At 71.4% G+C, this 25,552-nt stretch carries 25 protein-coding genes; 7 read left to right on the forward strand and 18 right to left on the reverse strand.

The features are described from left to right. Positions 1–159 precede the first annotated feature (159 nt). On the forward strand, positions 160–1,707 hold the full coding sequence (locus tag I5071_RS26680) for a hypothetical protein (RefSeq protein WP_236515667.1): 1,548 nt from the start codon (positions 160–162) through the stop codon (positions 1,705–1,707). 54 nt (positions 1,708–1,761) lie between these two features. On the opposite strand, the gene I5071_RS26685 is transcribed toward I5071_RS26680, so the two are convergent. After that, a complete protein-coding gene (locus I5071_RS26685; protein WP_236515668.1) occupies positions 1,762–2,292 on the reverse strand; it encodes a hypothetical protein in 531 nt (176 codons plus the stop codon). A gap of 182 nt (positions 2,293–2,474) precedes the next feature. On the opposite strand from I5071_RS26685, the gene I5071_RS26690 reads away from it, so the two are divergent. Together I5071_RS26690 and I5071_RS26695 are read left to right on the forward strand one after the other, a co-directional pair. Continuing rightward, positions 2,475–3,371: an SDR family oxidoreductase gene (locus I5071_RS26690; RefSeq protein WP_236515669.1), complete on the forward strand. Its 897-nt coding sequence runs from the start codon at positions 2,475–2,477 to the stop codon at positions 3,369–3,371. Positions 3,372–3,435: 64 nt separating this feature from the next. Next, positions 3,436–3,792: a hypothetical protein gene (locus tag I5071_RS26695; RefSeq protein ID WP_157068755.1), complete on the forward strand. Its 357-nt coding sequence runs from the start codon at positions 3,436–3,438 to the stop codon at positions 3,790–3,792. Between the two features lie 163 nt (positions 3,793–3,955). Here I5071_RS26695 and I5071_RS26700 read toward each other — a convergent pair whose 3' ends face one another. Next, positions 3,956–4,438: a VOC family protein gene (locus tag I5071_RS26700; protein ID WP_236515670.1), complete on the reverse strand. Its 483-nt coding sequence runs from the start codon at positions 4,436–4,438 to the stop codon at positions 3,956–3,958. 98 nt (positions 4,439–4,536) lie between these two features. Continuing rightward, positions 4,537–6,177 (reverse strand): alpha-amylase family glycosyl hydrolase, encoded by a 1,641-nt coding sequence (locus tag I5071_RS26705; RefSeq protein ID WP_236515671.1) that lies wholly within the window; start codon positions 6,175–6,177, stop codon positions 4,537–4,539. A 334-nt stretch (positions 6,178–6,511) separates the two neighbouring features. Between I5071_RS26705 and I5071_RS26710 the strand changes: the two genes are divergently transcribed. Next, complete coding sequence (locus I5071_RS26710) at positions 6,512–6,991, forward strand: hypothetical protein (RefSeq protein WP_236515672.1); 480 nt, start codon at positions 6,512–6,514, stop codon at positions 6,989–6,991. 105 nt (positions 6,992–7,096) lie between these two features. On the opposite strand, the gene I5071_RS26715 is transcribed toward I5071_RS26710, so the two are convergent. From I5071_RS26715 to I5071_RS26745, 7 genes are all read right to left on the reverse strand, one after another. Then, positions 7,097–8,233: a c-type cytochrome gene (locus tag I5071_RS26715; protein ID WP_236515673.1), complete on the reverse strand. Its 1,137-nt coding sequence runs from the start codon at positions 8,231–8,233 to the stop codon at positions 7,097–7,099. Next, positions 8,230–8,829 (reverse strand): cytochrome c oxidase assembly protein, encoded by a 600-nt coding sequence (locus I5071_RS26720; RefSeq protein WP_236515674.1) that lies wholly within the window; start codon positions 8,827–8,829, stop codon positions 8,230–8,232. The genes I5071_RS26715 and I5071_RS26720 overlap by 4 nt, the downstream gene beginning before the upstream one ends. An 11-nt stretch (positions 8,830–8,840) precedes the next feature. Then, positions 8,841–9,227: a hypothetical protein gene (locus I5071_RS26725; protein ID WP_236515675.1), complete on the reverse strand. Its 387-nt coding sequence runs from the start codon at positions 9,225–9,227 to the stop codon at positions 8,841–8,843. Then, positions 9,224–11,752 (reverse strand): cytochrome c oxidase subunit I, encoded by a 2,529-nt coding sequence (gene ctaD / locus I5071_RS26730; RefSeq protein WP_236515676.1) that lies wholly within the window; start codon positions 11,750–11,752, stop codon positions 9,224–9,226. The genes I5071_RS26725 and ctaD overlap by 4 nt, the downstream gene beginning before the upstream one ends. Then, on the reverse strand, positions 11,749–12,696 hold the full coding sequence (coxB, locus tag I5071_RS26735) for a cytochrome c oxidase subunit II (protein WP_236515677.1): 948 nt from the start codon (positions 12,694–12,696) through the stop codon (positions 11,749–11,751). The genes ctaD and coxB overlap by 4 nt, the downstream gene beginning before the upstream one ends. Before the next feature lie 125 nt (positions 12,697–12,821). Beyond that, the gene (locus tag I5071_RS26740) at positions 12,822–14,429 is read right to left on the reverse strand and encodes an ATP-binding protein (protein WP_236607678.1); all 1,608 of its coding nucleotides are present in this window, start codon (positions 14,427–14,429) and stop codon (positions 12,822–12,824) included. A 221-nt stretch (positions 14,430–14,650) separates the two neighbouring features. Further along, the gene (locus I5071_RS26745) at positions 14,651–15,874 is read right to left on the reverse strand and encodes a sensor histidine kinase (RefSeq protein ID WP_236515678.1); all 1,224 of its coding nucleotides are present in this window, start codon (positions 15,872–15,874) and stop codon (positions 14,651–14,653) included. Between I5071_RS26745 and I5071_RS26750 the strand changes: the two genes are divergently transcribed. Both I5071_RS26750 and I5071_RS26755 read left to right on the forward strand, forming a co-directional pair. Next, positions 15,842–16,210, forward strand: coding sequence for a response regulator (locus tag I5071_RS26750; RefSeq protein ID WP_236515679.1), 369 nt, complete (start codon positions 15,842–15,844; stop codon positions 16,208–16,210). The two genes, I5071_RS26745 and I5071_RS26750, sit on opposite strands and share 33 nt — an antisense overlap. Positions 16,211–16,237: 27 nt before the next feature. Next, positions 16,238–16,666 (forward strand): response regulator, encoded by a 429-nt coding sequence (locus tag I5071_RS26755; RefSeq protein ID WP_236515680.1) that lies wholly within the window; start codon positions 16,238–16,240, stop codon positions 16,664–16,666. Between the two features lie 15 nt (positions 16,667–16,681). Here I5071_RS26755 and I5071_RS26760 read toward each other — a convergent pair whose 3' ends face one another. Genes I5071_RS26760 through I5071_RS26790 form a run of 7 tightly spaced genes read right to left on the reverse strand, consistent with a single transcriptional unit; the run spans position 16,682 to position 23,229 of the window. Beyond that, the gene (locus tag I5071_RS26760; protein WP_236515681.1) at positions 16,682–17,815 is read right to left on the reverse strand and encodes a methanobactin export MATE transporter MbnM; all 1,134 of its coding nucleotides are present in this window, start codon (positions 17,813–17,815) and stop codon (positions 16,682–16,684) included. Then, complete coding sequence (locus I5071_RS26765; RefSeq protein WP_236515682.1) at positions 17,812–18,657, reverse strand: MbnP family copper-binding protein; 846 nt, start codon at positions 18,655–18,657, stop codon at positions 17,812–17,814. The genes I5071_RS26760 and I5071_RS26765 overlap by 4 nt, the downstream gene beginning before the upstream one ends. Then, positions 18,657–19,061, reverse strand: coding sequence for a c-type cytochrome domain-containing protein (locus I5071_RS26770; RefSeq protein ID WP_236515683.1), 405 nt, complete (start codon positions 19,059–19,061; stop codon positions 18,657–18,659). The genes I5071_RS26765 and I5071_RS26770 overlap by 1 nt, the downstream gene beginning before the upstream one ends. Next, positions 19,058–19,366, reverse strand: coding sequence for a hypothetical protein (locus tag I5071_RS26775; RefSeq protein ID WP_236515684.1), 309 nt, complete (start codon positions 19,364–19,366; stop codon positions 19,058–19,060). Before I5071_RS26775 ends, I5071_RS26770 begins: the two co-directional genes overlap by 4 nt. A gap of 10 nt (positions 19,367–19,376) precedes the next feature. Beyond that, entirely contained in the window at positions 19,377–20,666 is a 1,290-nt protein-coding gene (locus I5071_RS26780) for a WD40/YVTN/BNR-like repeat-containing protein (RefSeq protein ID WP_236515685.1), read from the reverse strand. After that, positions 20,663–22,519 (reverse strand): ATP-binding protein, encoded by a 1,857-nt coding sequence (locus I5071_RS26785; RefSeq protein WP_236515686.1) that lies wholly within the window; start codon positions 22,517–22,519, stop codon positions 20,663–20,665. The genes I5071_RS26780 and I5071_RS26785 overlap by 4 nt, the downstream gene beginning before the upstream one ends. A 38-nt stretch (positions 22,520–22,557) precedes the next feature. After that, the gene (locus I5071_RS26790) at positions 22,558–23,229 is read right to left on the reverse strand and encodes a UdgX family uracil-DNA binding protein (RefSeq protein ID WP_236607679.1); all 672 of its coding nucleotides are present in this window, start codon (positions 23,227–23,229) and stop codon (positions 22,558–22,560) included. Between the two features lie 245 nt (positions 23,230–23,474). On the opposite strand from I5071_RS26790, the gene I5071_RS26795 reads away from it, so the two are divergent. Next, a complete protein-coding gene (locus tag I5071_RS26795; protein WP_236515687.1) occupies positions 23,475–25,082 on the forward strand; it encodes an FAD-dependent oxidoreductase in 1,608 nt (535 codons plus the stop codon). A 54-nt stretch (positions 25,083–25,136) separates the two neighbouring features. Here I5071_RS26795 and I5071_RS26800 read toward each other — a convergent pair whose 3' ends face one another. Beyond that, on the reverse strand, positions 25,137–25,493 hold the full coding sequence (locus tag I5071_RS26800; RefSeq protein WP_236515688.1) for a putative quinol monooxygenase: 357 nt from the start codon (positions 25,491–25,493) through the stop codon (positions 25,137–25,139). Between the last annotated feature and the right edge of the window lie 59 nt (positions 25,494–25,552).

A 25,552-nucleotide genomic window follows, 5' to 3' on the forward strand; every position in this document is an offset into this window, starting at 1 on the left:
GCCTGGCGGATCGGGTGCTGGCTGGCATCGATGTCGGGATCACGAGCCGTCTCACACCTGTTTCGGCACCGCGGCGATGCGCGCAAAGAGCGCCGGGCGCGGAGGGCGCGGAAACCAGCGCAATTCGGAGCGAATTGCGACCCGCGAGGAGAGCCCCGAGTGCACGTGTTCCGCGACGGAAGGCGCGACATCGACGTGCTCGCCCGCGTGCGCGCGCTCGCGAGATCGAGCGACGCGCTCGACACGCTGCTGCGCGCCGGCGAGCTCGAGTGCGCGCTGATCGACGCACGCGATCCCGCGGCGCGCGACGCGATCGCCTGGAGCGACGCCGCGGCGGATGCGGTGATCGCGGGCACGCGCGTCGTCGCGCCTCCCCTGCCCTCGCCCGTGATCGATCGCGCGCCCGCATCGGTGCCCGAGGGCTTCGCCTACTACGCGGTCCATCCGCTCGACTACGCGCACGCCGCGATGCGCGCGGTGCCGCCGGGTGTGCCCGCGCTCGTGCTCGGCATCCGCACGATCGGCACGACGCTCTCCGCGATCGCCGCCGCCGCGCTGCGCGCGCGGGGGAGCACGGTCGTGCGCGCGACGGTGCGACCGAGCGGGCATCCCTTCGATCGACGCGCGACGCTCGATCCCGATCTCGCGATCCACACGCGCGCGCTCGCCGCGACGGGCGGCATCGCGCTGGTGATCGACGAGGGCCCCGGGCTGAGCGGCTCGTCGTTCCTCGCGGCCGCCGACGCGCTCGTCCTCGCGGGTGTGCCGCGCGAGCGCGTGATCCTCGTGCCGAGCCACGCGCCCGACGTCGATCGCCTCTGCGCGCCGGACGCGGCCTCGCGGTGGCGCGCGCTCCAGGTCGTCGTGGCGTCGCCGACCCGCGTCACGCCCGAGGGCGCCCGCGCGGAGATCTCCGCCGGCGCGTGGCGCACCTCGATGCTCGACGCGAGCGCGCCGTGGCCCCCGACCTGGCCCGCGATGGAGCGTCGCAAGCACGTCGCGCACGACGGAGCGGTGCTGAAGTACGAAGGCCTCGCGTGCTTCGGCGACGACGCGTGCGCGCGCGGCGAGGCGCTCGCGTCGCTCGGCATCTCACCACGCCTGCACCGACTGCCCGACGGCTTCGTGCGCTGGGAGCGCGCCCCCGGACGTTCCCTCTCTCCGCGCGATGCCCCGCCGCTCGACGCGATCGCCCGGGCGATCGCCGCGCGGCTCGAGCTCGCGCCGGTCACGCTCGAGGACGCCTCGGCGCTCGAGCGCGCGACCCGCGACAACGTGCGCGCGCTGCTCGATCTCGATCGCACGATCGCGCTCCCGCTCGCGCGCCCGGTGATCGCCGACGGGCGTCTCGCGCCGCACGAGTGGATCGCCGGGCCCGACGAAACGGTGCGCAAGGTCGACGCGATCTCGCACGGCGACGATCACTTCCTGCCCGGCCCGTGCGATGTCGCGTGGGATCTCGCGGGCGCGATCGTCGAGTGGGATCTCGATCGCGCGCACACGGCCGCACTGCTCGATCGCTACGTGGGCACGACCGGCGATCGCGACGCGCGTGCCCGCGTGCCTGCGTGGACGATCGCGTACCTCGCGTTCCGCACCGCGTGGCTCGCGATGGCGCGCGACGCCTGCGGCGGCGACGAGCGCACGCGCCTGGCGCACGCCTCGGACGCGCTCCGCGCGCGCCTCGCTCGCGCGCTCCGTCGGTAGGTATGCAGAATGCGCATGGGTCGAGCTCGACCCATGCGCGCTGCGCATACCTCCTCAGCGCTTCTCGATGCCGTGCTCGTCGAGGTGCTTCTTCAGCGCGGTGCCCTTGCCCGCGTCCTTCGGGCCGGGACCGTGCGTCTTCACCGTCTCGAGGTTGCGATCGCGCCGCTCCTCCTCGTCGAAGCGCGCGTCGCCGAGGATCTCCTCCTCCGCCGCACGACGCTCGCTCTCGCGCGCCTCGTTCGCCTCGCGCTCGCGGCGCTCCGCGCGCTCGTCCGCCGTCTCGAGATCGGCCATCGCGTTCGACAGCTCGAACTCGCGCTCCTCACCCACGCTCTCGTCGCTCACGTTCGCGTTCTCTCCCTTCGCGCTGCTCTTCTGCGGCGCCTCGCTTCGCATTCCGAGATGGCTGCGGCTCGCGGTCCCACCACGCGTGCTCCCACCGGTGGTGCTCGCGGTGCCGCCCTGGACGGCCACCGGACGGATCTCCTCGCTCTCCCGCGGCGCATCGCCGAGCCCGTGCGTCCCGCGAACTCCTCCCTTGGTCGCAGCCGGGTCCTTCGGTCGGTTCCCACGCGTCGCCATGCTCGATCACCTCCGAGCACATCGACTGCACCGTGCGTGCCCTCCTCTTTGCGTGACGATGCGCGCCCGCCCTCCGTGCGAGGACGTGGCGATCGACGACACCGGCGAGGCGCAGCGCCGCGCGCGCGGCGCGGAGCAGAGACGTTTCTCGACGGGCGCACGCGTTGCAGCCGCGTCCGCGCATGGCGACCCACACCACTCCGCACGTCGACCCGCGCCACGCGGGCAAGAAGCCTCCCTTCGACGAGAGAACGCAGCCGCATCCCGGCCTCGAAGCGGCGATGCGCACCAAGCCGGACTTCGGCGAAGAGACCTACGTGGGCTTCGGTCGGCTCAGCGGGCGCCGCGCATTGATCACCGGGGGCGACAGCGGCATCGGGCGCGCGGTCGCGCTCGCGTTCGCGCGCGAGGGAGCGGACGTCGCGTTCACGTACCTGCCCGCGGAGAAGCGCGATGCCGCCGAGACGCAGCGCGTCGTCGAGGCCGCGGGGCGCAAGGCGATCGCGATCGAGGCCGACCTCTCCGATCCCGCGGCGTGCGAGCGCGTCGTGCGCGATGCGGCGCACGGGCTCGGTGGGCTCGACCTGCTCGTCAACAACGCCGCGTTCCAGGGCAAGGCGGTGAAGGCGTTCGAGGAGCTCGATCCCGAGCGCGTCATCCACACGTTCCAGGTGAACGTGATCGCGATGTTCCACCTCGTGCGCGCGGCGCTCACGCACCTGCAGGCGGGCGGATCGATCATCAACGTCGCGTCGATCCAGGCCTACCAGCCGAGCTCCGCGATCCTCGACTACGCCGCGACGAAGGGCGCGATCGTGAGCTTCACGAAGGGCCTCGCGAAGGAGCTGATCGGCCGCGGCATCCGCGTGAACTGCGTCGCGCCGGGTCCGGTGTGGACGCCGATCATCCCGCAGTCCTTCGATGCGGAGAAGGTGCGCGAGGACGGCAAGGACAACCCGATGGAGCGGCCGGCCCAGCCCGTCGAGCTCGCGCCGGCGTTCGTGTTCTTGGCGAGCGACGAGGGGCGGTTCGTGAACGGGGAGATCCTGGGTGTCACGGGCGGGCTGCCGCTCGGATGAAGAATCGACACGGACATGAAATCGCCCCTCGTGATCGAGCACACTGGGACTAGGTGATTCCTGCGTGGCACTCGCTGCCCTGATCCCGCTGGCTGATCACCGCGCCCGCCGGTTGGTGGAGCGCCTCCTCGAGATCCAGGGCGAGATCGACCACGCCGCGCGCCAGCTGCTCTCGGGACGACGAGCAGAAGCGCGGCTCGAGGATCTGCTCGACGACATCGATCGCACGCTCGTCGATCTCGCGCGCACCGCGCGTCACGTGGACTCGCCGGCGTTGCGCGAAGCGATCGACGCGACGTGTCGCGCGCACGCGCGCTGGTCGTGCGCGCGGCTCGGCAGCGAAGAAGAGCGCAGCGCCGCGGCGGTGTATCTCGAGAGCGTGGATGCGCTCGCGAAGGCCGCGGAGCGGCGGCGCGCGTAGCAGCAGCGAACGGCCGTCGCCGTTCACGTCGCCGTTCACGACCACGTCGACGACTCGGCGTGCCGAGGCGCCGGGGCCGTCGTGAACGTGAACGTGGTCGGCGACGGCGACGTGAACGGCTCTCGGAAGAGGCCCGACCGTCATACGGTCGGGCCTCTCGCCGTCACTTCTTGCCCATCTTCGCCATGAACTCGCGGTGTCGCTTCTCCATCTCCTCGGGCGGCACGTCCTCGATGTGCGTGCCGATCGTCCACTTGTGGCCGAACGGATCGACCATCGAGCCCATCCGATCGCCGTAGAACTGATCGGCCACCGGACGCTCCTGCTTCGCGCCTTCCTTCACCGCGCGCGCGAACACCGAGTCCACGTCGGTCACGTAGAGCATCAGCCCGACCGGCGTTCCGCCGAGCGATCCGGGCCCCGTCGCGCCCATCTCCGGCGATTCGTCGGCGAGCATGACGCGCGAGTCGCCGATCTGGATCTCCGCGTGCGCGATGGTGCCGCCCGGGCCGTCCATCCGGTACAGCTCCTTCGCGCCGAGCGCGCGTTGGTACCACTCGATCGCCTTCGCGGCGCCCTTCACGATCAAGTACGGCGTGACGCTGTGATAGCCCTCGGGGATCGAGCTCTTCGCCTTCGTCGCCATGTCTTTCCTCCGTCGAGACGCACGAACGTAGTCGCGCGATCGAGCGCGCGTCTGTCCCGGCGTGTGGACGCGGTGTGAGCGATCGGCGAGACCGACGATCAGCACGCGAGGATCACGGCGCAGCGCGCGGCGAGGTGCATCTCGTGCAGCGCGTCCTCGCGCGACGCGAGCAACACACGACCACCTGCGCGCAGCTCGCGCGGCTCGTGACCGAGGTTCCACGCGAGCACACGCCGCGCGCCGCGCAGCGCGCGCGTCACGATCAACATCTCGCCGTGCCGCGCGACCTGCAGCTCCGCGCTCGGATCGCAGAGCACGGGATCGCTCCTGCGCAGCGCGATCGCCGCGCGGTGCAGCGCGAGGATCGCGTCGTGGGGGGCGCGGTCGCGCTCGCTCCAGTCGAGCTTCCCGCGCTCGAACGTCCGCTGGTCCTGGGGATCGGGGATGCGCGCACGCGCCGCGGGATCGCGGAACGCGGGGAACTCCGCGAATTCCGCGCGCCGTCCCTCCGACACCTTCGCGCCGAGCTCGGGCTCGTGATCGGTGAAGTAGAGGAAGGGCACGCGCGTGCCCCACTCCTGGCCCTGGAAGAGCAGCACGCTCGACGGCGCGAAGAACGCGAGCAGCGTCGCGGCGCGCGCGTCCTCGTCGCGCGCGAGGCTCCAGAAGCGATCGCCCATCGCGCGATTGCCCGTCTGATCGTGGTTCTCGAGGCAGTACACGAGGCGCTCGCGATCGCCGTGCGTCGGGCCGCGCCATCCGGCGCGCAGCACGTCGGCGAGCGTCGAGAGCGTGGGCTCGTAGGGCGCGTAGTAGCCGTCGCGCTCACCGGTGAGCAGCACGTGCACCGCGTGGTGGAAGTCGTCGGCCCACGTCGCGTCGAGGCGCAGCCGGTCGAAGAGCATCGGATCACGCCGCTCGTCCTCCGCGATCAACACCGGCGGTCCGGGCATGCCGCGCGCGAGCTGCGAGAGCTCCGCGATCACGTGGGTCGCCGAGCGATCGACGATCGCGTGCGTCGCGTCGAGGCGCAGCCCGTCGAAGCCGTACTCGACGACGTAGAGACGCAGCACCTCGCGCGCGAGCGCGCGCATCGCGGGATGCGAGAACCGAGGCGCCGCGCCCCAGGGCGTCGGCTCGTCCTCGTCGAACAGCGAGGGGTCGATCGCGGGCAGCCAGTTCGCGTCGGGCCCGAAGTGGTTGAGCACCACGTCGAGCAGCACCGAGAGCCGGAGCCGGTGCGCTTCGTCCACCAACGAGGCGAGCTCGTCGGGCCCTCCGTACGCGGCGTGCGGCGCGAGCAGCGCGACGCCGTCGTAGCCCCAGCCCCGCGCGCCCGGGAAGCTCGCGACCGGCATGAGCTCGATCGCGTCGACCCCGAGCTCCACGAGGTGCGGCAGCTTCTCGCGCGCCGCCGCGAACGTGCCCTCGCGCGTGAACGTCCCGACGTGCAGCTCGTAGATCACGGGCGCGCGCTTCATGTCGATGGGTCGTCGCGGCGTGCTCGGCGAGCGCGGCGGGAGCACCTCCGCGGGCGCGTACGGGCCCTCGGGCAGCGAGCGCGCGAAGGGGTCGGGCACCTCGCGATCGTCGATGCGCAGCAGGTAGCGCGTGCCCGCGCCGATCCCCGCGACGACGGCCTCGTGCAGCCCCGGTCTCACCCGCGGGAGCGCACGGACCCGACGCGTTCCGTCGGGCGCGACGAGCACGACCGAGACCTCGCTCGCGTGGGTCGGCACGCGAAAGCGGACGCCTCCCTCGACCACGTGAGCACCAGGGCGAGGCATCTCGTCGTGAGGAGCGATCGAGACATTGCGCTGCATGGGTTCCATGTCCGAGCGCCGTGCCGAGGCAACGCGGATACCAGGGCGTCGAGCGTGGACCTCTGTCACGCGCGCGCATCAGCTCGGTCCGTGGTTGCCTCAGATCGTGTGGGGCACGCGGTGGGGCGTGGCCACGTCCGCACGACACGCGTGGTGCGCGCGCCGCGTGGCTCGATGGCGTGGAGCTTGCGACGAGCGCCCCGGGCGGCAGCAGCAAAGGCCGGTCGTACGGCCCCGGGGTGGTGGCGCGGTGGAAGTGACGAGCGTGCGGGATGTGATGCAGTGGGTGATCGAGCGCGCGCGCACGCCGCTCGTGGTGATGGCCTCCCTGCTCGGCTTCGCGGAGCTCCTGCACGGACACTCGCTCTCCGACGCGGTCTATCGCAGCCCTTCGCTCGAAGCGCGCATCCACCTCGCGGAGCACCTCGGCGGGCACGACGCAGCGCCGGTCGACATCGAGGTGCGCAACACGTCGGACGTGCCGTGCGACGTGGAGATCGCGCTGTCCGACGATCTCGCGCGCTCGTTCGAGCAGGTCGCGATGATCCCCGAGCCGAGCCCCGGCGCGCCGTTCTCGGTGCGCCTCGAGCGCGTGCTGCCCGGCGAGGAGCGCCTCGTCGCGCTCGAGCTGCAGGGCGCGGAGCCCGGTCCGCTCGCAGGCCACGTCGACATCACCGCATCGGCGGGCGACGAGCTCTCGATCCCGATCCGCACCTTCGTCACCCACTGAGTCCTTGCAGGAGTGCTCGTCCCGCCCGTCCCGGACGGGAGCGCGCGACGCGCGCGGACGTAGGGACCGACGGGCGAGCCGACTTTTTCGACAGCCTTCGATGGTTCATCGCTCCGCCCGTGCGTCGTCGTGCGAGGGCGTGAGCGAGGCGTAGTAGAGCGCGACGTCGCGCACGTCCTCGGGCGTGAGCCGCGGCGCGACGTGGTGCATGAGATCGGCGTACTGCGAGCCGCCGCGGTGGCCCGATCGGAAGAGCTCGAGCTGCAGCTCGAGATAGTCCGCGAACTGGCCGCTGAGCCGCGGATACGCGGGATTCCGCGCCCACTCCGCGGGGCCATGGCAGTCCTGGCACGAAGGAGCGCCGCGCTCCGCGAGCCCGCGCGCGATCTCCTCGCCGCGCTCGATGCGCTCCTGCGGCCCGACGCGCTCGACCGGCGCGCCGGCATCGAGACCTGCGTAGTAGATCGCGACGTCGTGACGATCCGCGTCGCTCAGGTCGGCGGCGATCGGCTGCATGATCCCGCTGTGACGATCGCCGTCCGCGTAGGCCACGAGCGCGCGCTCGAGGTACTCGCGGGACTGTCCGGCGAGCGAAGGGAACGCCGCGACGCCGCGACCGCGACCATCGGTGCCGTGACAGCGCGCGCAGTGGTGCGCGACGACGTCCGGCACCACCGCCGGCTCGACGAGATCGGGCAGCGCGCCCGCGGCGGTGTCGTGCGGCGCCTCGCCGTGCACCAGCTCGAGGTACTCGTCGGCGTCGAGCTCCGGCATCGCGAGCAGGAAGGCGACCAACGCGCGCACCTCGTCGTCGCGATGCGCGGCCGGCCACGCGGGCATCCCGGTGAACTTGAGCCCGTGCTTCACCACGTAGAAGAGCGCTTCGGGATCTCGCTCCCCGATCACGTCGGGCAGGTACGGCGGGCGCGGCAGCATCGCCTGCGCGATGCGCGGGCTCGGCAGATCGGGGCTGCCGTGGCACGGACGACAGCCCGTCTCGTAGTGGCCCGCGCCCTTCAGCACGAGCCACGGCTCGTCGAGCTCGAGCGGCTCGGCGAAGAGCGTGTGCGTCGCGATCGAGCGGCGCTTTCCGAACTGCAGCATCCACTCGGTGATCGCCCAGTGACCACCGCTCGCGCCGACCGGCACGATCCCCGAGACCGCGACGAGGAAGCCGCCGAGCGCGAGCACGAGCGCGAGCGCCGCGCCCCGCAGCGACCATCGCAGCACCCTGCGCTTCACGCGCGCGCCTCCCGCACCAGGCGCGCCGAGAGCGCGACGCCACCCGCGAGGTACGACACCGCACCGACCGCGAGCATGATCGCGCCGCCGATCTGCTGATCTTCGAGCGGCGTGATCGAGGACGCGCCGTGGCACGCGTAGAGCGGGCGAGGCGCGAGCGCGACGAGCGCGCCGAGCAACGTCATGTGCATCGACGTGAGCAGGAGCGCGACGACGCCGAGCCCGCGCCGATTCGCCGAGCGGTGATCGTCCCCGCCGAGCGCAGAGACCCACAGCCACACGCCGCTCGCGAGGAAGCTCCCCTGCTCGAGCGCGAAGCCGAGCGCAGTCTGCCGCGCGACCTGGTGCAGCGCGGGCGCGTGCCAGCCCCACACCAACACGAGCTCGACGAACGACACCGGCACCGGCGCGAACCACCGCGGCGCGCGCCGGACCGGATCGAACGGCGTGCCGGCCACGCCGAGCGCGAGCATCGGAGCCGCGACCGCGACGACACCCATGTGCATCGTCATATGCGCGGCGAACGGGCCCGGCAGCACGTCGGCGAGGGGCGCGGCCCACGCCGCGGCGAGCACGAGCAGGCCGAGCGGGAGCATCGCGGCGCTGCTCACTGGCACGTCCCGATGAAGAGCGCGGCGATCGCGGCGTAGGTGACCGCGACGATGCCGAGCCCCGAGAGCAACAACGTCGCGAGCCCGAGGAAGCGATGCCTCGACTCCGACGTGTCCTCGTCGTGCGGCGGCGGCACGCCTCCGCTCGCATGCCGCCGGTACGCGCGCGCGCCGAGCACGGCCAGCACGACCAGCGCGACCGCGGTGTAGACGAGGATCGCCGTGCGCGCGCCCGAGAGCGCCCCGGCGGGCCCAGCGATCTTCGCGCACCAGATCGCCGCCGTGATGTACGAAGCGAGGAAGTGCGCGGCCCACGTCGCGGGCGGTCCCACGAGGTTCCACAGACTCTCGCGCTCCTCGGAGCTCGGTGCCGCGCGGCTCATGCGGCGCTCGGGAATCCCGCGACCACGAGCACGGTGATCACCGCGGTGAGGAGCGTGAAGTGCCAATAGAGCACGACGTTGTGGATGTCGATGTCGTGCTCGCCCGTCATGCGCCCTGCGACGCGACGTGCGAGGCAATAGAGCTGCATGATCACGCCGAGCACGACGTGGAGCGCAGTCCACACGAGCAGCAGCCACACCGTCGCGTCGTACGCGTGCCGCGTCGGATCCATCGCGTGGAAGAAGGGCCCGGCGAGGAGCGCCGGCACGCTCAGCGCCGCGAGCACGAGCGCGCCGAGGAGCGCGACGTAGAACGCGCGGGCCGAGGCGCGGCGATTGAGCCGGCGGCAGAGCAGCGTGAGCGCCCACGCGCCGAGCACGAGCGCGCCACCGAGCGCCGGCCAGAGGATCCCGGGCCCGTCCGACGTGGCGGGCGGGAAATCGACGTGGATGGTCCAGAAGAAGAAATAGCCGAACACGATCGAGACGAATGCAGTGAAGTCCGCGAGCATCGTGACCAGGAGCCCCCACCATCCGACGGACTGCGCTCCTGACACGTAGAGCGGCAATCGGACTCCGAGGCCGATGTCCTTCTCCGTCTTCTCCGGCTTCTGCGCCGTGCCGATCCACAACCAGCGCCAGATCACCGCCGTCGTCACGACGAGACACGCGAGCGCGAGCGGCCACTGCTCGAACGTGCCGAGCACGAAGAACCCGCCGGTCGCGATCGCCGCGACGAGCGGGATGAAGCTCGGCCCGGGGAGCCGCTGACACTGCAGCGGGCGTGCGTCGATCACCGAGGTGACGAGCGTCTCGCGCATTCCTTCTTCCGCATCGGGCAGATAGAAACGCCCCTCGTCGATGTCGCGCATCAGATCGGGCTGATCCCAGATCGGATAGCGCGAGTCGATCTCGGGGATGGAGCGGATTCCCCACGACTTCCCGGGCATCTCCTGGACCCACTCGAGCGTCCCGGCGCCCCAGGGATTGCGCGCGGCGATCGGCTGTCTGCGTCGCGGCCTGACCACGTCGACGGCGATCACCCCGAGCCCGAGCGCCAACACGAACGCGCCGATCGTCGAAGCGAGGTTCAGCGCGTCGAGCCCGAGCTCCGCGGGATACGTGAACACGCGCCGTGGCATTCCGCGCATCCCGGTGAGGTGCATCGGGAGGAATGCGACGTTGAATCCGACGAACGAGAGCCAGAATGCGATCGTGCCCAGTCGGTCGGAGAGCATCTTCCCGCCGACGATAGGATAGAAATAATAGAGCCCGGCGATGATCGGAAAGATCGCACCGCCGATCAGCACGTAGTGGAAGTGCCCGACGACGAAGAAGCTGTCGTGCGCTTGGAAGTCGAAGGGCGCGAGCGCGAGCATCACGCCGGTGAGCCCGCCGAAGACGAAGATCGCCATGCTCCCGACGACCCAGAGGAGCGGCAGCGATCGTGTCACCCGCCCGACCAGCAGCGTCGCGACGAAACAGAAGAACTGCACGCCCGTGGGGATCGCGACGGCGATCGACGCCGCCGAGAAGAGACCGAGTGAGATCCCTGGAAGTCCCGTCGTGTACATGTGATGGACCCAGAGCCCGAAGCTCAGGAATCCGATCCCGATCGCGGCGAGGACGATCCACGAATATCCGACCATCGGTTTGCGCGCGAAGGTCGGGACGATCATCGCGACCAGCGCGATCGACGGCAGAAAGATGATGTAGACCTCGGGATGGCCGAAGAGCCAGAAGAGGTGCTGCCAGAGCAGTGGATCGCCGCCGCGGCTCGCATCGAAGAACGGCCAGTCGAAGGCGCGCTCGAGCTCGAGCAACATGCTCCCTGCGATCAGCGGCGGGAACGCGAACACGATCATCACCGCCGCGACGAGCGTGTACCAGACGTAGAGCGGAATCAGGTGGATGCGCATCCCGGGAGGACGGCACTTCAGCGCACCGACGATCAGCTCCACCGCCGACGCGATCGCCGCGACCTCGATGAACGAGAATCCGAGCAGCCAGATGTCGGCGCCGATGTCCGGCTGGTACTGCGACGTGAGCGGCGGATACATGAACCATCCGCCGCGCGGCGCGGCATCGAAGAAGATCGATCCGCTGAGGAAGACCCCGCCGATCACGAAGCACCAGAATCCGTACGCGGCGAGGCGCGGGAACGGGAGATCGCGCGCGCCGAGCATCTGAGGCATCAGCGTCACCGCGATCGCCTCGAAGATCGGGATCGCGAAGAGGAACATCATCACCGAGCCGTGCACGGTGAACGTCTGATTGTAGGTCTCGGCAGAGAGGAAGTCGTTCTCCGAGACTGCGAGCTGGATGCGCATGAGCAGCGCGAGCACGCCCGCGAAGAGGAAGAACACGAACGCGACGGCCGTGTACCAGACACCCACTCTCGTGTTGTTGACGTCCGAGAAATAGCGGAGCCCCACCGGGGATTTCCACACGGCGAGCAGGCGCTCCTCCTGCGCACGGCGGAGCTCCTCCGGCGGGGCCTCGGAGAGCGGCTCGGGATCCGTCATCGCAGGCCCTCCAGGTAGGCGGCGAGCGCCTCGAGGTGCTCGTCGGGCAGCATCCCGAACGACGGCATGTGCACGCCGGGCTTCAGCCGCTCGGGATCGGCGATCCAGCTGCGCAACGCGTCGCGATCGAGATCGCTCCGGCCCGCACCGAGCGTGTGACGACTGCCGACGTGGGTGAGGTCGGGGCCGAGCGTTCCGTCGGCGGCAGTGCCTCGGATCGCGTGGCACGCGCCGCAGCCGTTCTCGAGGAAGAGCGTCGCGCCGCGGCGTGCGGGGGCCGTCGTGGGCTCGAGCGCATCGCCCAGCTCGCGCGCCAACCACTGCTCGTGATCGCGCTGCGGCTCGACGATCACGGCGAACGCCATCCACGCGTGCGACGTGCCGCAGTACTCCGCGCACACGCCGCGATAGGTCCCGGGGCGCGCGGGCTCGAGCCGCAGGTGCGTGCGTCGTCCCGGGATCATGTCGACCTTGCCGCCGAGCGCCGGGATCCAGAACGAGTGGATCACGTCGCGCGTCTCGAGCCAGACCTGGACCGGAACGCCCGCGGGCAGGCGCAGCTCGTTCGCGCTCTCGACGATGCGCCCCTGCCCATCGCGATGACGCACGCGCCACCACCACTGCTCGCCGACGACCTCGATCTCCAGCGCGCCGCGGGGCGCAGGCGCGAGCAGCTGGGGGATCATCGCGAGCCCGTGCACGAGCAGCGCGCCGAGCACGAGCGTCGGGATCACCGCGCCCCCGAAGACGACGAGTCGATGGGCGGCCTGCGCGGAGACCGGCGCGCGCGGCACGTACGCCGCGTAGACCGCGAGCCCGACCGACGCGAGCCACACCACGGCGCTGCCCCAGGTCAGCAGCCAGAACAGATCCGCGAGCCGCTCCGCGTCGCGGGCAGCGGGGTCGAGCGCCGACTGTGGCCCTCGGCATCCGATGGCGAGCACGAGAGCGATCCCCGGTGCGACCGCGATTCGTCCTTGCCGGCGCGCGCGTCGCGTCACCTCGCCTCCTCGTCGCGCTCATGAGCGCGGACGTGACCAGCGACAATGACGGCCCTGGGATGCGCCGCTCAGCCGCGCGCGATCCGATGGTCGAACGTCGAGCGACCCTCGATCGCGTCGCACAGATCGTCGAGCTCGATCGGCTTGAGCAGGTGCGCGTCGAACCCCGCTTCGCGCGCCCGCTGGCGATCCGAGTCGTGACCGAAGCCCGTCACCGCGATCAGCCGCACCAGCGCGTGCTCCGGCAGCTCGCGCAGTCGCCGCGCGAGCTCGCATCCGTCCATCATCGGCAGCCCGAGATCGAGCACCGCGACGTGGGGCGCGAACCATCCCGCGGTCTCGAGCGCGCTGGCGCCGTCGTGCGCGGTCGCGGTCTCGTAACCCTCGGTCGCGAGCGCCACCGCGATCAGATCGGCGGCGTCCTCGTTGTCGTCGACGACGAGCACGCGCAGTCGCGCCGCACCGGTCGTGGGCGCCTCCACACGCCGCATCACCGGCGCCGCGGTGCGCTCGGTCGGCTCGTCCGCCGCGGGCAGTCGCACCGTGAACTCCGATCCGCGCCCCACGCCCTCGCTCGCGGCCGACACGTCGCCGCCGTGGAGGCGCACGAGGCTGCGCACGATCGCGAGCCCGAGCCCGAGCCCGCCCATCGATCGATCGAGCGTGCGGCGGCCTTGCTCGAACAGATCGAAGATGCGCGGCAAGAGCTCGGAAGGAATCCCCGCGCCGTCGTCGCGCACCCGCACCGCGATGCGTCGTTGCTCGTACTTCGCCTCGATCTCCACGCACCCGCGCGGCTCGCCGTACTTCGACGCGTTGGTGATCAGGTTCGCGAAGATCTGCACGAGGCGCGCGCGATCTCCGTCGACCCAGAGCTCGCGCGCCGGCACGTCGATGCGCAGCTCCTGCTCGCGCTTCGCCATCAGCGGGCTCGCCATCTCCACCGCGGCCTCGATCACCTCGGCGAGATCGACGGTCTCGCGGCGCAGCTCGATCTTGCCGCGATCGATCCGCGAGATGTCGAGCAGATCGTCGACGAGCCCGACGAGGTGCTCGACCTGTCGTCCGATCACCTCGAGCTCGAGCCGCGCCGGGCCTCCCTCGCGCCTCGCGAGCAGCTCGAGCGCGGTGCGGATCGGCGCGAGCGGATTGCGCAGCTCGTGCCCCAGCATCGCGAGGAACTCGTCCTTCGCACGGCTCGCCGACTCCGCGGTCTTGCGCGCGATCACGAGCTCCGTGACGTCCTGCGCGAACATCGCGACGAGGTCGACGTCTCCGTCGCGCGAGCGGATCGGGCGGCCGACGAGGTCGAAGTAGCGCTGCGTCATCGCGCCCGTCTCGTCGCGCATCCACACCGAGACCTCGGCGCGATGCAGCTCGCGACCGGTGCGACGCAGCTCGTCGATCGCCGCGATCACCTCGTCGGTCGCGACCTCGGGCAGCGCGTCCGAGAGCGCGCGACCGATCAGCACGCGCTCGCCCGCGAGGCGCTGCACCGCCTCGCTCGCGAGCACGATCTCGTTCTCGTCGCCGCGCACCGCGCAGATGAGGTTGGGAGTCGCCGCGAGGAGCCCCTCGAGACGGGTCCGCCAGTCGGCGCCGTCGGAGGAGTACGCATGTCGGATCTCCGAGCGCAGCGGCTCGTTCCTCGACGTCGCCGGCACGAAGCGCGGCATCCTCGCCACGCCCCGCTCCGGGGTCGCGACTCCTGCGGCCTCCACGCCCGGCAGGCGCGGGCCACCGTCCCCTTGCGATCGTGACATCGCGCTCCCCCCGACCGCGCGTGCGCCGGACTTGCGTCGCTGCGTTCGCCCCTGGGCAGCCTAGGGCCGGCACGCGCGTCCACAAGATTCCGCAATCGACGTAGCGAGCTTCCCTGGATCGCCCGAGCGGGGGATCAGCAGGCGCCGTCGCGCGCTTCGTCGTCGGGGAGCCACACGACGAACGTCGAGCCTTCGCCGAGCGCGCTCTCCAGCGTGATGTCGCCACCGAGGAGGCGCACCAGCCGGCGTGCGCTCGCGAGCCCGAGGCCCGCGCCGCCGACCGAGCGCGTCGGCGAGCCGTCGACCTGGTGGAACGGATCGAAGATGCGCGACTGCTCCTCGGGCGCGATGCCGATGCCGGTGTCGCGCACCGCGATGCACGCACCGTGGAGCACGCGTCGCACGTCGACGCGCACTTCGCCCTCGCGCGTGAACTTCAGCGCGTTGCCCACCAGGCAGCGCACCACCTTCCCGATCTTCGCCTGATCGCTCCGCAGGTGCGGCACCGCGGGATCGATCGCGAGCTCGACACGCAGATCGGGACGCGAGCACGAGGGCTCGAGGCTGCGGATGGCGTCGCGCACCGTGACGCCGAGATCGAGCTCCTGGAGCTCGACGGGCATCGCGCCCGCGTCGAGCGCTGCGAGCTCGAGCATCTGCTCGATCACGCCGAGCAGCTCGCGCCCGTTGGCCTCGATGCGCTCGGCCTTGTGCTGCTGCTCGGACGAGAGCGGGCCGCCGACGCCGTGCGAGAGCATCGACGCGTACCCGAGCATCGCGTTCAGCGGTGTGCGCAGCTCGTGCGAGACCATCGCGAGGAGCTGCGCCTTCGCGCGCGATGCCTCGCGACGGGCCTCGTCGATCTCGCGCTCGCGCTCGTCGAGCTGCGTGCGCAGCTCGTCGATCGTCCCCAGCTCGCGCGAGAGGAGGTCGATCGCGAGGGTGATCTCTTGCTCGGCGCTCTCGAGCCCGTCGTCTTCCGCGAGCAGCCCGAGCGCGAGCTCGAGACGCGCACGGGCCGCCGCTGTACGACGCGCGGCAGGATGGACTCCGGACTCGATGCGCTCACGACGTAGCGATGATTGCAGTCGGGGTCGCATGGGCGGGTGAGGGGCGATACGCGACCGCCCATCTCGGCGCGTCGCGGGTCGCCACAATCTCCATGCGCTCGGATTGTCGACGAACGACGCGAGCGGAAAGATCTCTCGCGAGATCACGCTGTTGCGGCGTCGTGCTCCGGACCTAGGTCGGCGGCCGTCATGCTTCTCACCGCGCGTTCGCCGCTCCGCGTCCTCGTCGTCGAGGACAACGAGGACATCGCCGACATGCTCGCGCTTCTCCTCGAGCGATGGGGCCACGAGGTCACGCTCCGACGGGACGGGCGCAGTGGCCTCGCCGCGGGCCTCGCGGGCGCGTTCGATCTCGCGCTGCTCGATCTCGGGCTGCCCGAGCTGGACGGGTTCGAGGTCGCGCGCCAGCTGCGCGCGGCGCGCGGCGAGGACTCCCCAGTGCTGATCGCGGTCTCGGGCTATGCGCAGCCCGAGGACGTCGAGGAGGCACGCCGTGCCGGCTTCGATCGCCACGTGGCGAAGCCGGTGAGCGAGCGCGGCATCCGGAGCCTGCTGCGAATGGCGCGGCGGAGGAGGGATCGCAACGCGACGATCAGCGTGGACGCGGAGGAGTTCCGCACCTGAGCGAGCGCGCCCTGGACCGGTGCCCTTGTGATCGGAGAAGGATGGGACCAGATGGTGAACACTTTGGCAGGCGGAACCGAGACCGAGGACGGCGTCCCGATGGACGTGGTCATCGTCGATGACCACGACGACACGCGCGAGGTCGCCGCGGAGGTGTTGCGGCTGCAGGGATTCGCCGTCCGCGACTTCGCGCGCGCCGAGGACGCGCTCGACGCGATGGAGTCCGAGCCGCCGCGCGCGGCGATCATCGATCTGACGCTCGGCGCGATGAGCGGCGAGGATCTCGCGCGGAAGCTGCGCTCGACGGGCACCGCCGATCACGTCGCGTTGGTCGCGATGACGGGCCACACCAGCGCGCGCGAGAACGAAGAGCGCCTCTGGGACTGCGTGCTCATCAAGCCGGTCGATCCGTTCGACCTCGCGCGCACGCTGCGCGACATCGTCGCGCAGAAATAGGTCGCGCAGAAGTAGTCAGAAGGGGTCGGCGAAGCGCGGGTCCGTGAGCAGCTCCTGATCGGTCAGGCTGCGCAGGAACGCGAGCAGGTCCTCGCGCTCCTGCGGCGTGAGCTCGAAGCCGTGCAGGAAGATGCTCTTGAGCGGGCTCTCCGCGCCGACGCCGGCGTTGGGACCGCTCTCGATCGTGCGCCCACCCGCGGCGTAGTGATCGAGCACCTCGTCGAGCGTCGCGATCGAGCCGTCGTGCATGTACGGCGCGGTCAGCTCGATGTTGCGCAGGCTCGGCGCGCGGAAGCGACCCATGTCGCGCGGGTCCGCGGTGTGATCGTAGAGGCCGCGGTTGGTCTCCGGATATCCGCCACGCCCGTCGACGTTGTAGAGCCCGGTGTTGTGGAAGCCGTTCTCGGGGAGCGGCTGTCCGTCGTGCGCCACCGAGTCGGTGAAGTTGAACCCACCGTGGCAGTGGAAGCACTCGAGGCGCTCCGAGAAGAAGAGGTCCATGCCGCGCAGCGCGGACTCGCTCATGGCGCTCTCGTCGCCCTGGTGCGCCCAGCGATCGTAGGGCGCGCGCGCGCTCACGATCGATCGCTCGAAGCTCGCGATGGCGCGCACGACGGTGGTCACGGTGATCGGATCCGCGTCACCGGGGAACGCGGCCGCGAAGAGCTCGCGGTACGTCGCGCCGGTCGGGAGCGTCGCGTCGCGCAGGCGCGCGAGCATCTCGTCCTCGCGGCCCGAGAGACCGAGCTCGACCGGGTGCTCGCCGAACATCGGCACCAGCGCCTGGTCCTCGAGCGAGACGAGCGCAGGGTTCGCCCACGTCAGCGTCGGCACGTAGGCGACGTTCACGAGCGACATCGATCCGCGCGGCGTGAGGTCGCCCGTCGATCCCGTCGAGACCGGGACTCCGTCGGTGAACGCGAGATCCTGTCGGTGACAGCTCGCGCACGACTGGGTCTCGTTGCCCGAGAGGCGCTCGTCGTGGAAGAGGAAGCGCCCGAGCTCGACCTTCTCGGCGCTCATCGGGTTGTCCTCGGGCACCCGCGGCGTGGGGAAGCCCGCCGGCAGATCCCACTGCCACCCGCGGCGCTCCTCGCAGCCGAGCACGATCACGAGCGCGATCAGCGCGATGCCCGCGCGACGCGTCACTCGTTGCGCGCCTCGACGCGGAAGAGCGACTGCGCGTCGCCGCTCACGCCGATCGCGTCGAAGAGCACGGCGCACTCGGGATCGTCCGCGTCCGACATGCACCCGGGGGCGCCGCCCGCGTCGGCGTCGACGTCGCTCGTCGCGAGCATCGACGCGAGGTCGGCGACGATCACGTCGCGCGCGGGGTCGAACCCGTCGAGCGCGATCGACGCCTCGTTGCGCGCGGTGCAGGTGCGGGTGCCCATGCGCGCGTCGCCGCTGCATCCGGTGGCGCCGACGTGGAGCAGCCACGAGCTCTGTCCGGTGCTCGCGCCCTCGATGCGCACGTACTTGTAGCCGCCCTGCCAGCCCCAGTACATCGAGCTGAGGTTCATCGGCGAGGGCGCGGTCGCGGAGTCGAGGTGGTTGCGCGCCTCGGGCACGCCGATGCGGAAGCGAACGCCGGTGATCGCTCCGTCGCGATCGGGGATCGTGCCGACGAGGCGGGTGTTCATCGGCGCGTTGCCGCCCTCGCACCCATCGCCGTCCTCGAAGTCGATCAGCGCGATCCCGCCTCCTTCGGAGGACACGGTCTGCCACACGCCGTCGTCGTCGAGGGTCAGCGGGACCTCTTCGCCGCCCTCGAGCACGACGCGCACGTCGTGCACGTAGAAGCGGAAGTCGAACGCGGTGAACGTGGAGCCCGTGGTGCCGATCCCCTCGTACGCCGCGCCGCACTCGAACGCGCGCTCACCGACGCGACCCTCGAGATCGATGGTGACGGGGCGACTGGCCTCTTCGCCGTCGCACGACGCGAGAGAGAGCGTGACCAGGAGCGAAGCGAAGAGTCGACGCATCGTCATCACGGCGTGCTGGCCTCGATCCAGCGTGCGATCGCACATCGAGCGGCCTCCGGGAGCGGTTCGGCAGGGGGCATGCGGAAGAGCGGGTCGTCCGAGGTTACTCGTCGGAACAGCTCGCTGCACGCGAGCGATCCCGGCGTGACGTAGCGCTCGAGCAGCGCGTCGCGCGACGCCGCCTCGTCGACGAACGAGAGCGTCATGCGACTGCCCTCGCCGTGACAGCTCGGTCCGTCACGCCCGCAGGTCGGGCGCAGCACATCGCGATACAGCTCCTCGTAGGTCGGCACCGGCGCGCTCTCGCACGCGCTCGGGAGCCCCGCGTCGTCGCACACCGGGGGGTCACCGTCACCGCCGCACGCGACGAGGAGCGCCGCGATCGACCACATCGCACGCGTGCCGATCACGAGTCGTGGTCGTCGTGGCCGCCGTCGTGATCGTCGTGCGTGCCGCCGTCGTGATCGTGGGCGGCGCGGCACGCGGCGAGGCAGTCGTCGAGCATCGCGTCGCACTCCGCGGCCGTGCCGTTGTGGCCGAGGTCGTGGCACTCCGCGACGAAGCCGCCGCCCTCGTCGACGTCGTGGCACTCCGTCGAGAGCTCCTCGCAGCTGCCCTCGCCACCATGCCCGTCGTCGTCGTCACCGCCGCAGCCGGCGAGCGCGATCATCAACAGCACGAGCATCGCGATCGAGCGAGCAGCAGCGGGGTGCATCGGGGTCGACCTAGCACGCGCGCTTCCTCCGTCGCAACGCCAGCAGCAGGACGTTCACGAATCCTCCAAGACCGACCAGCCACGCGCGCGAAGGGCCGTCGTCGGTGGCGACCCGGCACGTACATCCGCCGCCACGCGCGGGCGCGACGCCCGCGTCCATCGCACCGCACGACGTGATCCCGCCATCGAGCTCGGCCTCGGCGCGGAAGTCGCTCCACCACGCGTCGCACGCGCAGTCGATCTCGCCGTCGCACGCGCGTCGCTCGATCGCGGCGAAGCGCAGCACCGGCTCGCGCGCGTAGGGCGCGTCGAGCGCGAAGCGCGCGAGCGCGAAGCCGTCGAGCAGGCCGTCGCCGCACATCCACATCGAGGTCCCGTCGCGCGCGAGACACGCGAGCGAGATGCCCTCGTCGATCCGATCGACGACGCCGTTCGCGCGCAGCACCGAGAGCCCGGTGCCGGTGTTGCCGAGCCACACCTCTCCGTCGTTCCCGTGCGCGAGCGCGAAGGGACGCTCGATCGGGCCGGGCAGCGCAGCGAGCGTGACCACCTCGGTCCACGTCTCGCCGCCGTCGCTCGTGCGCATCAGGCGATCGTGCTCGTCGCCCTGCACCACCACGAAGAGCACGTCGGGGTCGCGGGGGTCGACCTCGAGGCCACGCACCACGCGCTCGTCGTCCTCGAGCGCACCGAGATCGAGCTCGCGCCACGTCGCGCCGCCGTCGTCGCTGCGCGCGATCATCCCGCGCAGCGCGATCGAGCCCGCTTCGCGCGTGGTGCCGATCACGTAGATCCGCGAGGGCGCGACCCGCAGCCGTGCGGCGAGCAGGCCCGCGGGGAGCGGCGCACCGATCGCGGCGAACGAGAGCCCTTCGTCGTCGCTGCGCATCACGTGGTTCTCGCGACCGCCGTCGCCGGTCACCGCGAGCACCGCGCCGTCGGGCGCGCGCACGAGGTCGGGCACGAAGCGTTCGCGCGTCGCCTCGTCGCGCTCCCACGCGCATCCTCGTCGCGCGCCGCGCACGATCCCGAAGTTGCCGGCGAGCACCACGCGCTCGCCGATCACGACGCCGGGCATGGCGATCCCCGCGACCGCATCGGGGATCGACTCCTGGCAGGTCCAGCGGAACGGCGCGTCGGCCGCATCGCGCGCGAGCAGCCCGAACGTCGTGATCGACGTGACCCGCCCTTCGCCCTCGACGATCACGTGCTGGGTCTGGAGCCGCCCGCCGTGCGCGCGCGCGCTCGATGCGCCGAGCACGACGAGCGCGATCACCAGCGCGGCGCGGCGCGCGATCACTCGGCGACGCGCCCGGCCGCTCGCGCCACCGCGAGCGCGAGCGCGTCCACGTCGAGCGGCTTGGTCAGGAACGCGTCGTAGCCTGCGTCGACGGCGCGCACACGATCCTCGACGCGCGCATAGCCGGTGAGCGCGACCGCGGGCACACGGCACGCGGGCGGAGGCAGCGCACGCACCCGCTCGATCAGCGTGATCCCGTCGAGCTCGGGCATGCCGAGGTCCGACACCAGCACGTCGACCTCGCCCTCGTCGAGCAGCTCGAGCGCCCGCGCCGCGGTCGACGTGGAGCGCACCTCGGCGCCAGCGCGTCGCAGCACCGTCTCGGCGAGCACGCACGCATCGATCTCGTCGTCGACCACCAGCACGCGCACCCCCGCGAGGCGCGGCACACCCGCGCGAAGTCGCACGCCGATCGACGCGGGCTCGTCGCGCTCGGGCTCGAGCGACCACGGAAGCGACACCCGCATGCTGGTGCCGCGACCGATGCCCTCGCTCCACGCCTCGATGCGCCCACCGTGCATCTCCACGATCGCGCGCGCGATCGCGAGGCCGAGCCCGAGCCCACCGTGACGGCGCGTCGTCGATCCGTCGGCCTGGCGGTAGCGCTCGAAGACGTGGGGCAGGAGCGTCGGATCGATCCCCACTCCGTCGTCGCGCACCTCGAGCTCCGCGTGATCCTCGCTCGCGCGGACCACGACCTCGACGCGCCCGCGCGGCCCGGTGAACTTCGTCGCGTTCGAGAGCAGGTTCGCGATCACCTGGTGCAAGCGGTCGGGATCGCCCGAGACCAGCGGGCGCGCCTCGAGGCGCGTCGAGAGCTGCAGGCGCTTGGCCTCCGCGGCCGGTCGGATCGAGTCCACCGCCGACGTGACGAGCTCCGCGAGATCGACGACTCCGTCGTTCACGCCGAGCTTGCCGCTCACCATGCGCGAGAAGTCGAGCAGGTCGTCGATCAGACGCTTCTGCACCTTCGCGTTGCGATCGATCGCCTCGAGCGCGCGCTGCATCTGCGTGCCCTGCAGCGCGCCGGTGCGCAGCAGGTGCGACCACCCGACGATCGCGTTGAGCGGCGTGCGCAGCTCGTGGCTGAGCGTGCTGAGGAACTCGTCCTTCGCGCGGCTCGTCTCCTCGACCTGCTTGCGCGCGAGGACCGACTCGGTGACGTCGAACGCGAAGGTGACGACGCCGTCGACCATGCTGCGATCGGACTCGCGCAGGATCGGCTGGAACACGAAGGTCAGGTAGATCGTCTCGGGCCCGTCCTCGCGCTCGATCACGCGCGGCACCTCGACCGACTCGTACGCCTCGCCGGTCTTGTGCACGTGATCGAGGCGCGCGACGAACTGCTGCGCGACGAGATCGGTGCGGTGGGCGCGCGCGCTCGTGCCGATCAGCGAGCGCGCCTCGGGGATCGTCTGCTTGAAGCGCTCGTTGATGAGCTCGTAGACGTGATCGGGCCCGCGCAGGATCGCGACCAGCGCGGGTGCGTGATCGACGATGCGCTGGAGGCGCGCACGCTCGCGCTCGACGGGCGAAGGAGCGCGCGTGGTGTCGCGCACGGTCGCTACGATCGTGACCGCGATGACGCGGCCCTCGACGTCGCGCACCGGGCTCGCGCGCATCACGCGCACCACGCCCGACTCGACCTCGACGCGTGCGCTCTCCGCGCGCTCCACCACCAGCGCGCGTGCTCGCTCGAGCGCCGCGGCGAGCGCGGGGCCCCCCAGGCTCGCGCTGCGCTCCGCAGCGACGTTGGCGAAGCAGAGGCGACCCTCGCGCCGGATCACCCACACGGCCTCGGCAGACTCGCCGAAGCACGCGGCGAGTGTCGGGATGTGCAGGGCGTCGTGCATCGGCGCAGTGCTCCGCCGGGGGAGCGGAGCGCGCCATTCTACGGTTCGCGCGCGCGAATGCGATCCCCCTCGCGCACCTCGCGCGACGGCGCGCCCAGGTGTGTAGCGATCACGCGGAGATCCGCGACGAGCTCGGCGCGTCTCGCGGCGCGCGACGCGGCATCGGGCGCGCGCAGCACGACGGACGGATGGTGCGTCGCGAGCACGATCGGCGCGTGCGGGCTCGCGATCACGCGGCCGCGATCCTTGGTCACGCGGAACGCGCGACCGAGCAGCGCCTGCGCGGCGGTGGCGCCCAGCGCGACGAGCGCGCGCGGACGCACGCGCGCGAGCTCGGCCTCGAGCCACGGGCGGCACGCCTCGACCTCTCTCGCGCGCGGCTTCTGGTGGATGCGCCGCTTGCCGCGCGGCTCCCACTTGAAGTGCTTCACCACGTTCGTGACGAACACGTCGTCGCGCGCGATGCCGGCCTCCTCGAGCGCCTCGTCGAGCACACGACCCGCGGGCCCGACGAAGGGCAGGCCCTCGAGGTCCTCGCGATCCCCGGGCTGCTCCCCCACCAGCATCACGCGAGCGCGCGACGGGCCCGCGCCCAGCACGCCCTGCGTGGCGCGCGCGTAGAGCGGACACCCGCGGCACGCGTGCACCGCCTCGCGCAGCACCGCGAGCGACGCGCCGGCGGGCACGAAAGGCGCCGCGGTCCACGGCACCTCGTCCTCGAGCGACGCGTAGTCGACGAGCTCGCGCGGCGCCTCGTCCTCCTCGGTGCTGCGCGTGCGCTTCGCCACGCGTGGGATCGGTGCAACCGACGTTCCCTGCGCGATCGCGCGGACGGAACGCCCCGGCGGGTCGCATCGCGCCACGGATCGCCACGCGACGAGAGCACACGCGCGGCCCTGGACGGTGGCACGCACCTCGCAGCCTCGACCCGGGCTCCACACGCCGAGGAACCTCGATGAAGTCGACCGTCTCGCTCTGGAACGTCTCGCCGCACCCGCGCTTCCCGATGCTCGAGGGCGAGCACCACACCGATGTCGCGATCATCGGCGCGGGCATCACCGGGCTCACCGCCGCGCTCTTGCTCGCCGAGGCGGGCAAGCGGGTGTGCGTGCTCGAGGCGCGCACCATGGGCTCGGGCGTGACCGGCGGGACCACGGCGCACCTGACCGAAGCGGTCGACTCTCGCTACCACAAGCTCGAGTCGAGCTTCGGCAAGGAGGGCGCGCGCCTCGTCGCGGAGTCGAGCCGCGCCGCGATCGAGCGCATCGCGCTGAACGTCTCGAGCTACCGCATCGACTGCGACCTCGAGCGCGTGTCGGGCTGGCTCTACGCGGAGAACGACGACCCCAAGGGGCTCGACACGATCGGCAAGGAGCTCGCCGCGTCGCGCCGCGCGGGCCTGCTCGTCGCGGAGGAGCCGAGCATCCCGCTGCCCTACGCCGATCGCATCGCGCGCGCGATCCGCTACGAGAACCAGGCGCAGATGAACGCGGGCGCGTACCTCGACGGCATCGCGCGCGCGGCGTCCGATCGCGGCGCGCGCATCTTCGAGCACACGCGCGTGCTCGCGGTCGACGAGGGCGAGCCCTGCGTGCTGCACCTCGAGAGCGGCCACGAGGTGCGCGCGCAGAAGGTCTTCTTCGCGACCGACGCCGCGCCGCACAAGTACTTCCTACAGACGAAGGTCTCGCCCTTCCGGTCGTACGTGCTCGCGTTCGAGGCCCCGATCGAGCGTGCGCCCGGGCTCTTCTGGGACACCCACGAGCCCTACCACTACATCCGCAACGCGACGGTGCTCGACAAGACGTTCGTCGTCGTCGGCGGCTCCGATCACCGCACCGGTGACGAGAGCGAGACCGAGCGTCACTACGACGATCTCGCGAAGTACGTGTTCGAGCGCTTCGGCTTCGGCGGCGCTGCGCTGCGCTGGTCCGCGCAGGTCTACGAGCCGGTCGACGGACTGCCGTTCATCGGCACGCGCCCGACCGGCGAGCACGTGCACTTCGCGACCGGCTTCAGCGGCAACGGCATGACCTTCGGCACCATCGCCGGGATGATCACCGCGGACGCGATCCTCGGTCGCGTCTCGCCGTGGGCCGACCTCTACGCCGCGGGGCGCATCAAGCCCTTCGCGTCGGCGCAGGAGTTCGTGAAGCACACGATGATCGACGTGCCGGTCCACTACGCGAAGGACTGGGTGCTCGGGCAGGCGGAGGCGAAGAGCGTCGACGAGGTCGCGCGGGGCGAGGGCAAGATCGTGCGGGTGAACGGGCGTCGCCTCGCGGTCTATCGCGACCCCTACGGCACGCTCAGCGCGGTCTCGCCGGTGTGCACGCACCTCGGGTGCCTCGTGCACTTCAACCAGGCCGAGCGCAGCTGGGACTGCGCGTGCCACGGCTCGCGCTTCGACACCGATGGCAGCGTGCTGCACGGCCCCGCGACGACGGCGCTCGCGACGAAGCCGATCGAAGAAGCGATGACGCCGATCCCGGTGCGCGTCGACGAGGACGAAGAGCGCTCGGCGCCCGACTTCCTCACCGAGCCGACGTTCCGGCGCACCTGATCCATCACGCGCCGATCGCGCGGTGTCGGATCCCCTCGCGGCACATCGAGGTCATCAGCGTCCCTCGAGGGCCGACGTCAATGGCGTGTGGACCGCGACTCCCTCGCGGCCGGAAGTCCAGGCGCGCAAGTACTGATTGAGCTCTCCGTAGAGCGACGCCGACACCAGATCCGCCACCGCGAACAGCTCGCGGAGCAGCGAGTCCACATGATGGTTGTGGGCTTCTGCCGCGTCGGCGTCGACGTACTCCTCGATGATCGAATAGTGGCCGGGCTTCTGCGTGACGAACCACTGGTAGCGCAGCGTTCCTGGCTCGGTCGCGGCGGCGGCCGCCAATGCACGCGCCACCCGCAGGAACTCTGCCTCGCTGCCGGCCCGTGCTCTGAATTCACATTGCACCACGAGAGTCATGCGGCTCTCCTAGCGCAGGCGACGGACCGACGCAGGGATCGCAGCGGACGACGTTGCAT

Source organism: Sandaracinus amylolyticus, assembly GCF_021631985.1.
GTDB lineage: Bacteria > Myxococcota_A > Polyangia > Polyangiales > Sandaracinaceae > Sandaracinus > Sandaracinus amylolyticus_A.

Coding starts and splice junctions, on each gene's coding strand:
- I5071_RS26750 (WP_236515679.1), top strand. CDS start 15,842: ATGCTCGCGCTTCTCCTCGAGCGATGGGGCCACGAGGTCACGCTCCGA.
- I5071_RS26740 (WP_236607678.1), bottom strand. CDS start 14,429: ATGCCGCGCTTCGTGCCGGCGACGTCGAGGAACGAGCCGCTGCGCTCG.
- I5071_RS26795 (WP_236515687.1), top strand. CDS start 23,475: ATGAAGTCGACCGTCTCGCTCTGGAACGTCTCGCCGCACCCGCGCTTC.
- I5071_RS26720 (WP_236515674.1), bottom strand. CDS start 8,829: ATGCTCCCGCTCGGCCTGCTCGTGCTCGCCGCGGCGTGGGCCGCGCCC.
- I5071_RS26765 (WP_236515682.1), bottom strand. CDS start 18,657: ATGACGATGCGTCGACTCTTCGCTTCGCTCCTGGTCACGCTCTCTCTC.
- I5071_RS26685 (WP_236515668.1), bottom strand. CDS start 2,292: ATGGCGACGCGTGGGAACCGACCGAAGGACCCGGCTGCGACCAAGGGA.
- I5071_RS26690 (WP_236515669.1), top strand. CDS start 2,475: ATGGCGACCCACACCACTCCGCACGTCGACCCGCGCCACGCGGGCAAG.
- I5071_RS26800 (WP_236515688.1), bottom strand. CDS start 25,493: ATGACTCTCGTGGTGCAATGTGAATTCAGAGCACGGGCCGGCAGCGAG.
- ctaD (WP_236515676.1), bottom strand. CDS start 11,752: ATGACGGATCCCGAGCCGCTCTCCGAGGCCCCGCCGGAGGAGCTCCGC.
- I5071_RS26725 (WP_236515675.1), bottom strand. CDS start 9,227: ATGAGCCGCGCGGCACCGAGCTCCGAGGAGCGCGAGAGTCTGTGGAAC.
- I5071_RS26775 (WP_236515684.1), bottom strand. CDS start 19,366: ATGCACCCCGCTGCTGCTCGCTCGATCGCGATGCTCGTGCTGTTGATG.
- I5071_RS26785 (WP_236515686.1), bottom strand. CDS start 22,519: ATGCACGACGCCCTGCACATCCCGACACTCGCCGCGTGCTTCGGCGAG.
- I5071_RS26700 (WP_236515670.1), bottom strand. CDS start 4,438: ATGGCGACGAAGGCGAAGAGCTCGATCCCCGAGGGCTATCACAGCGTC.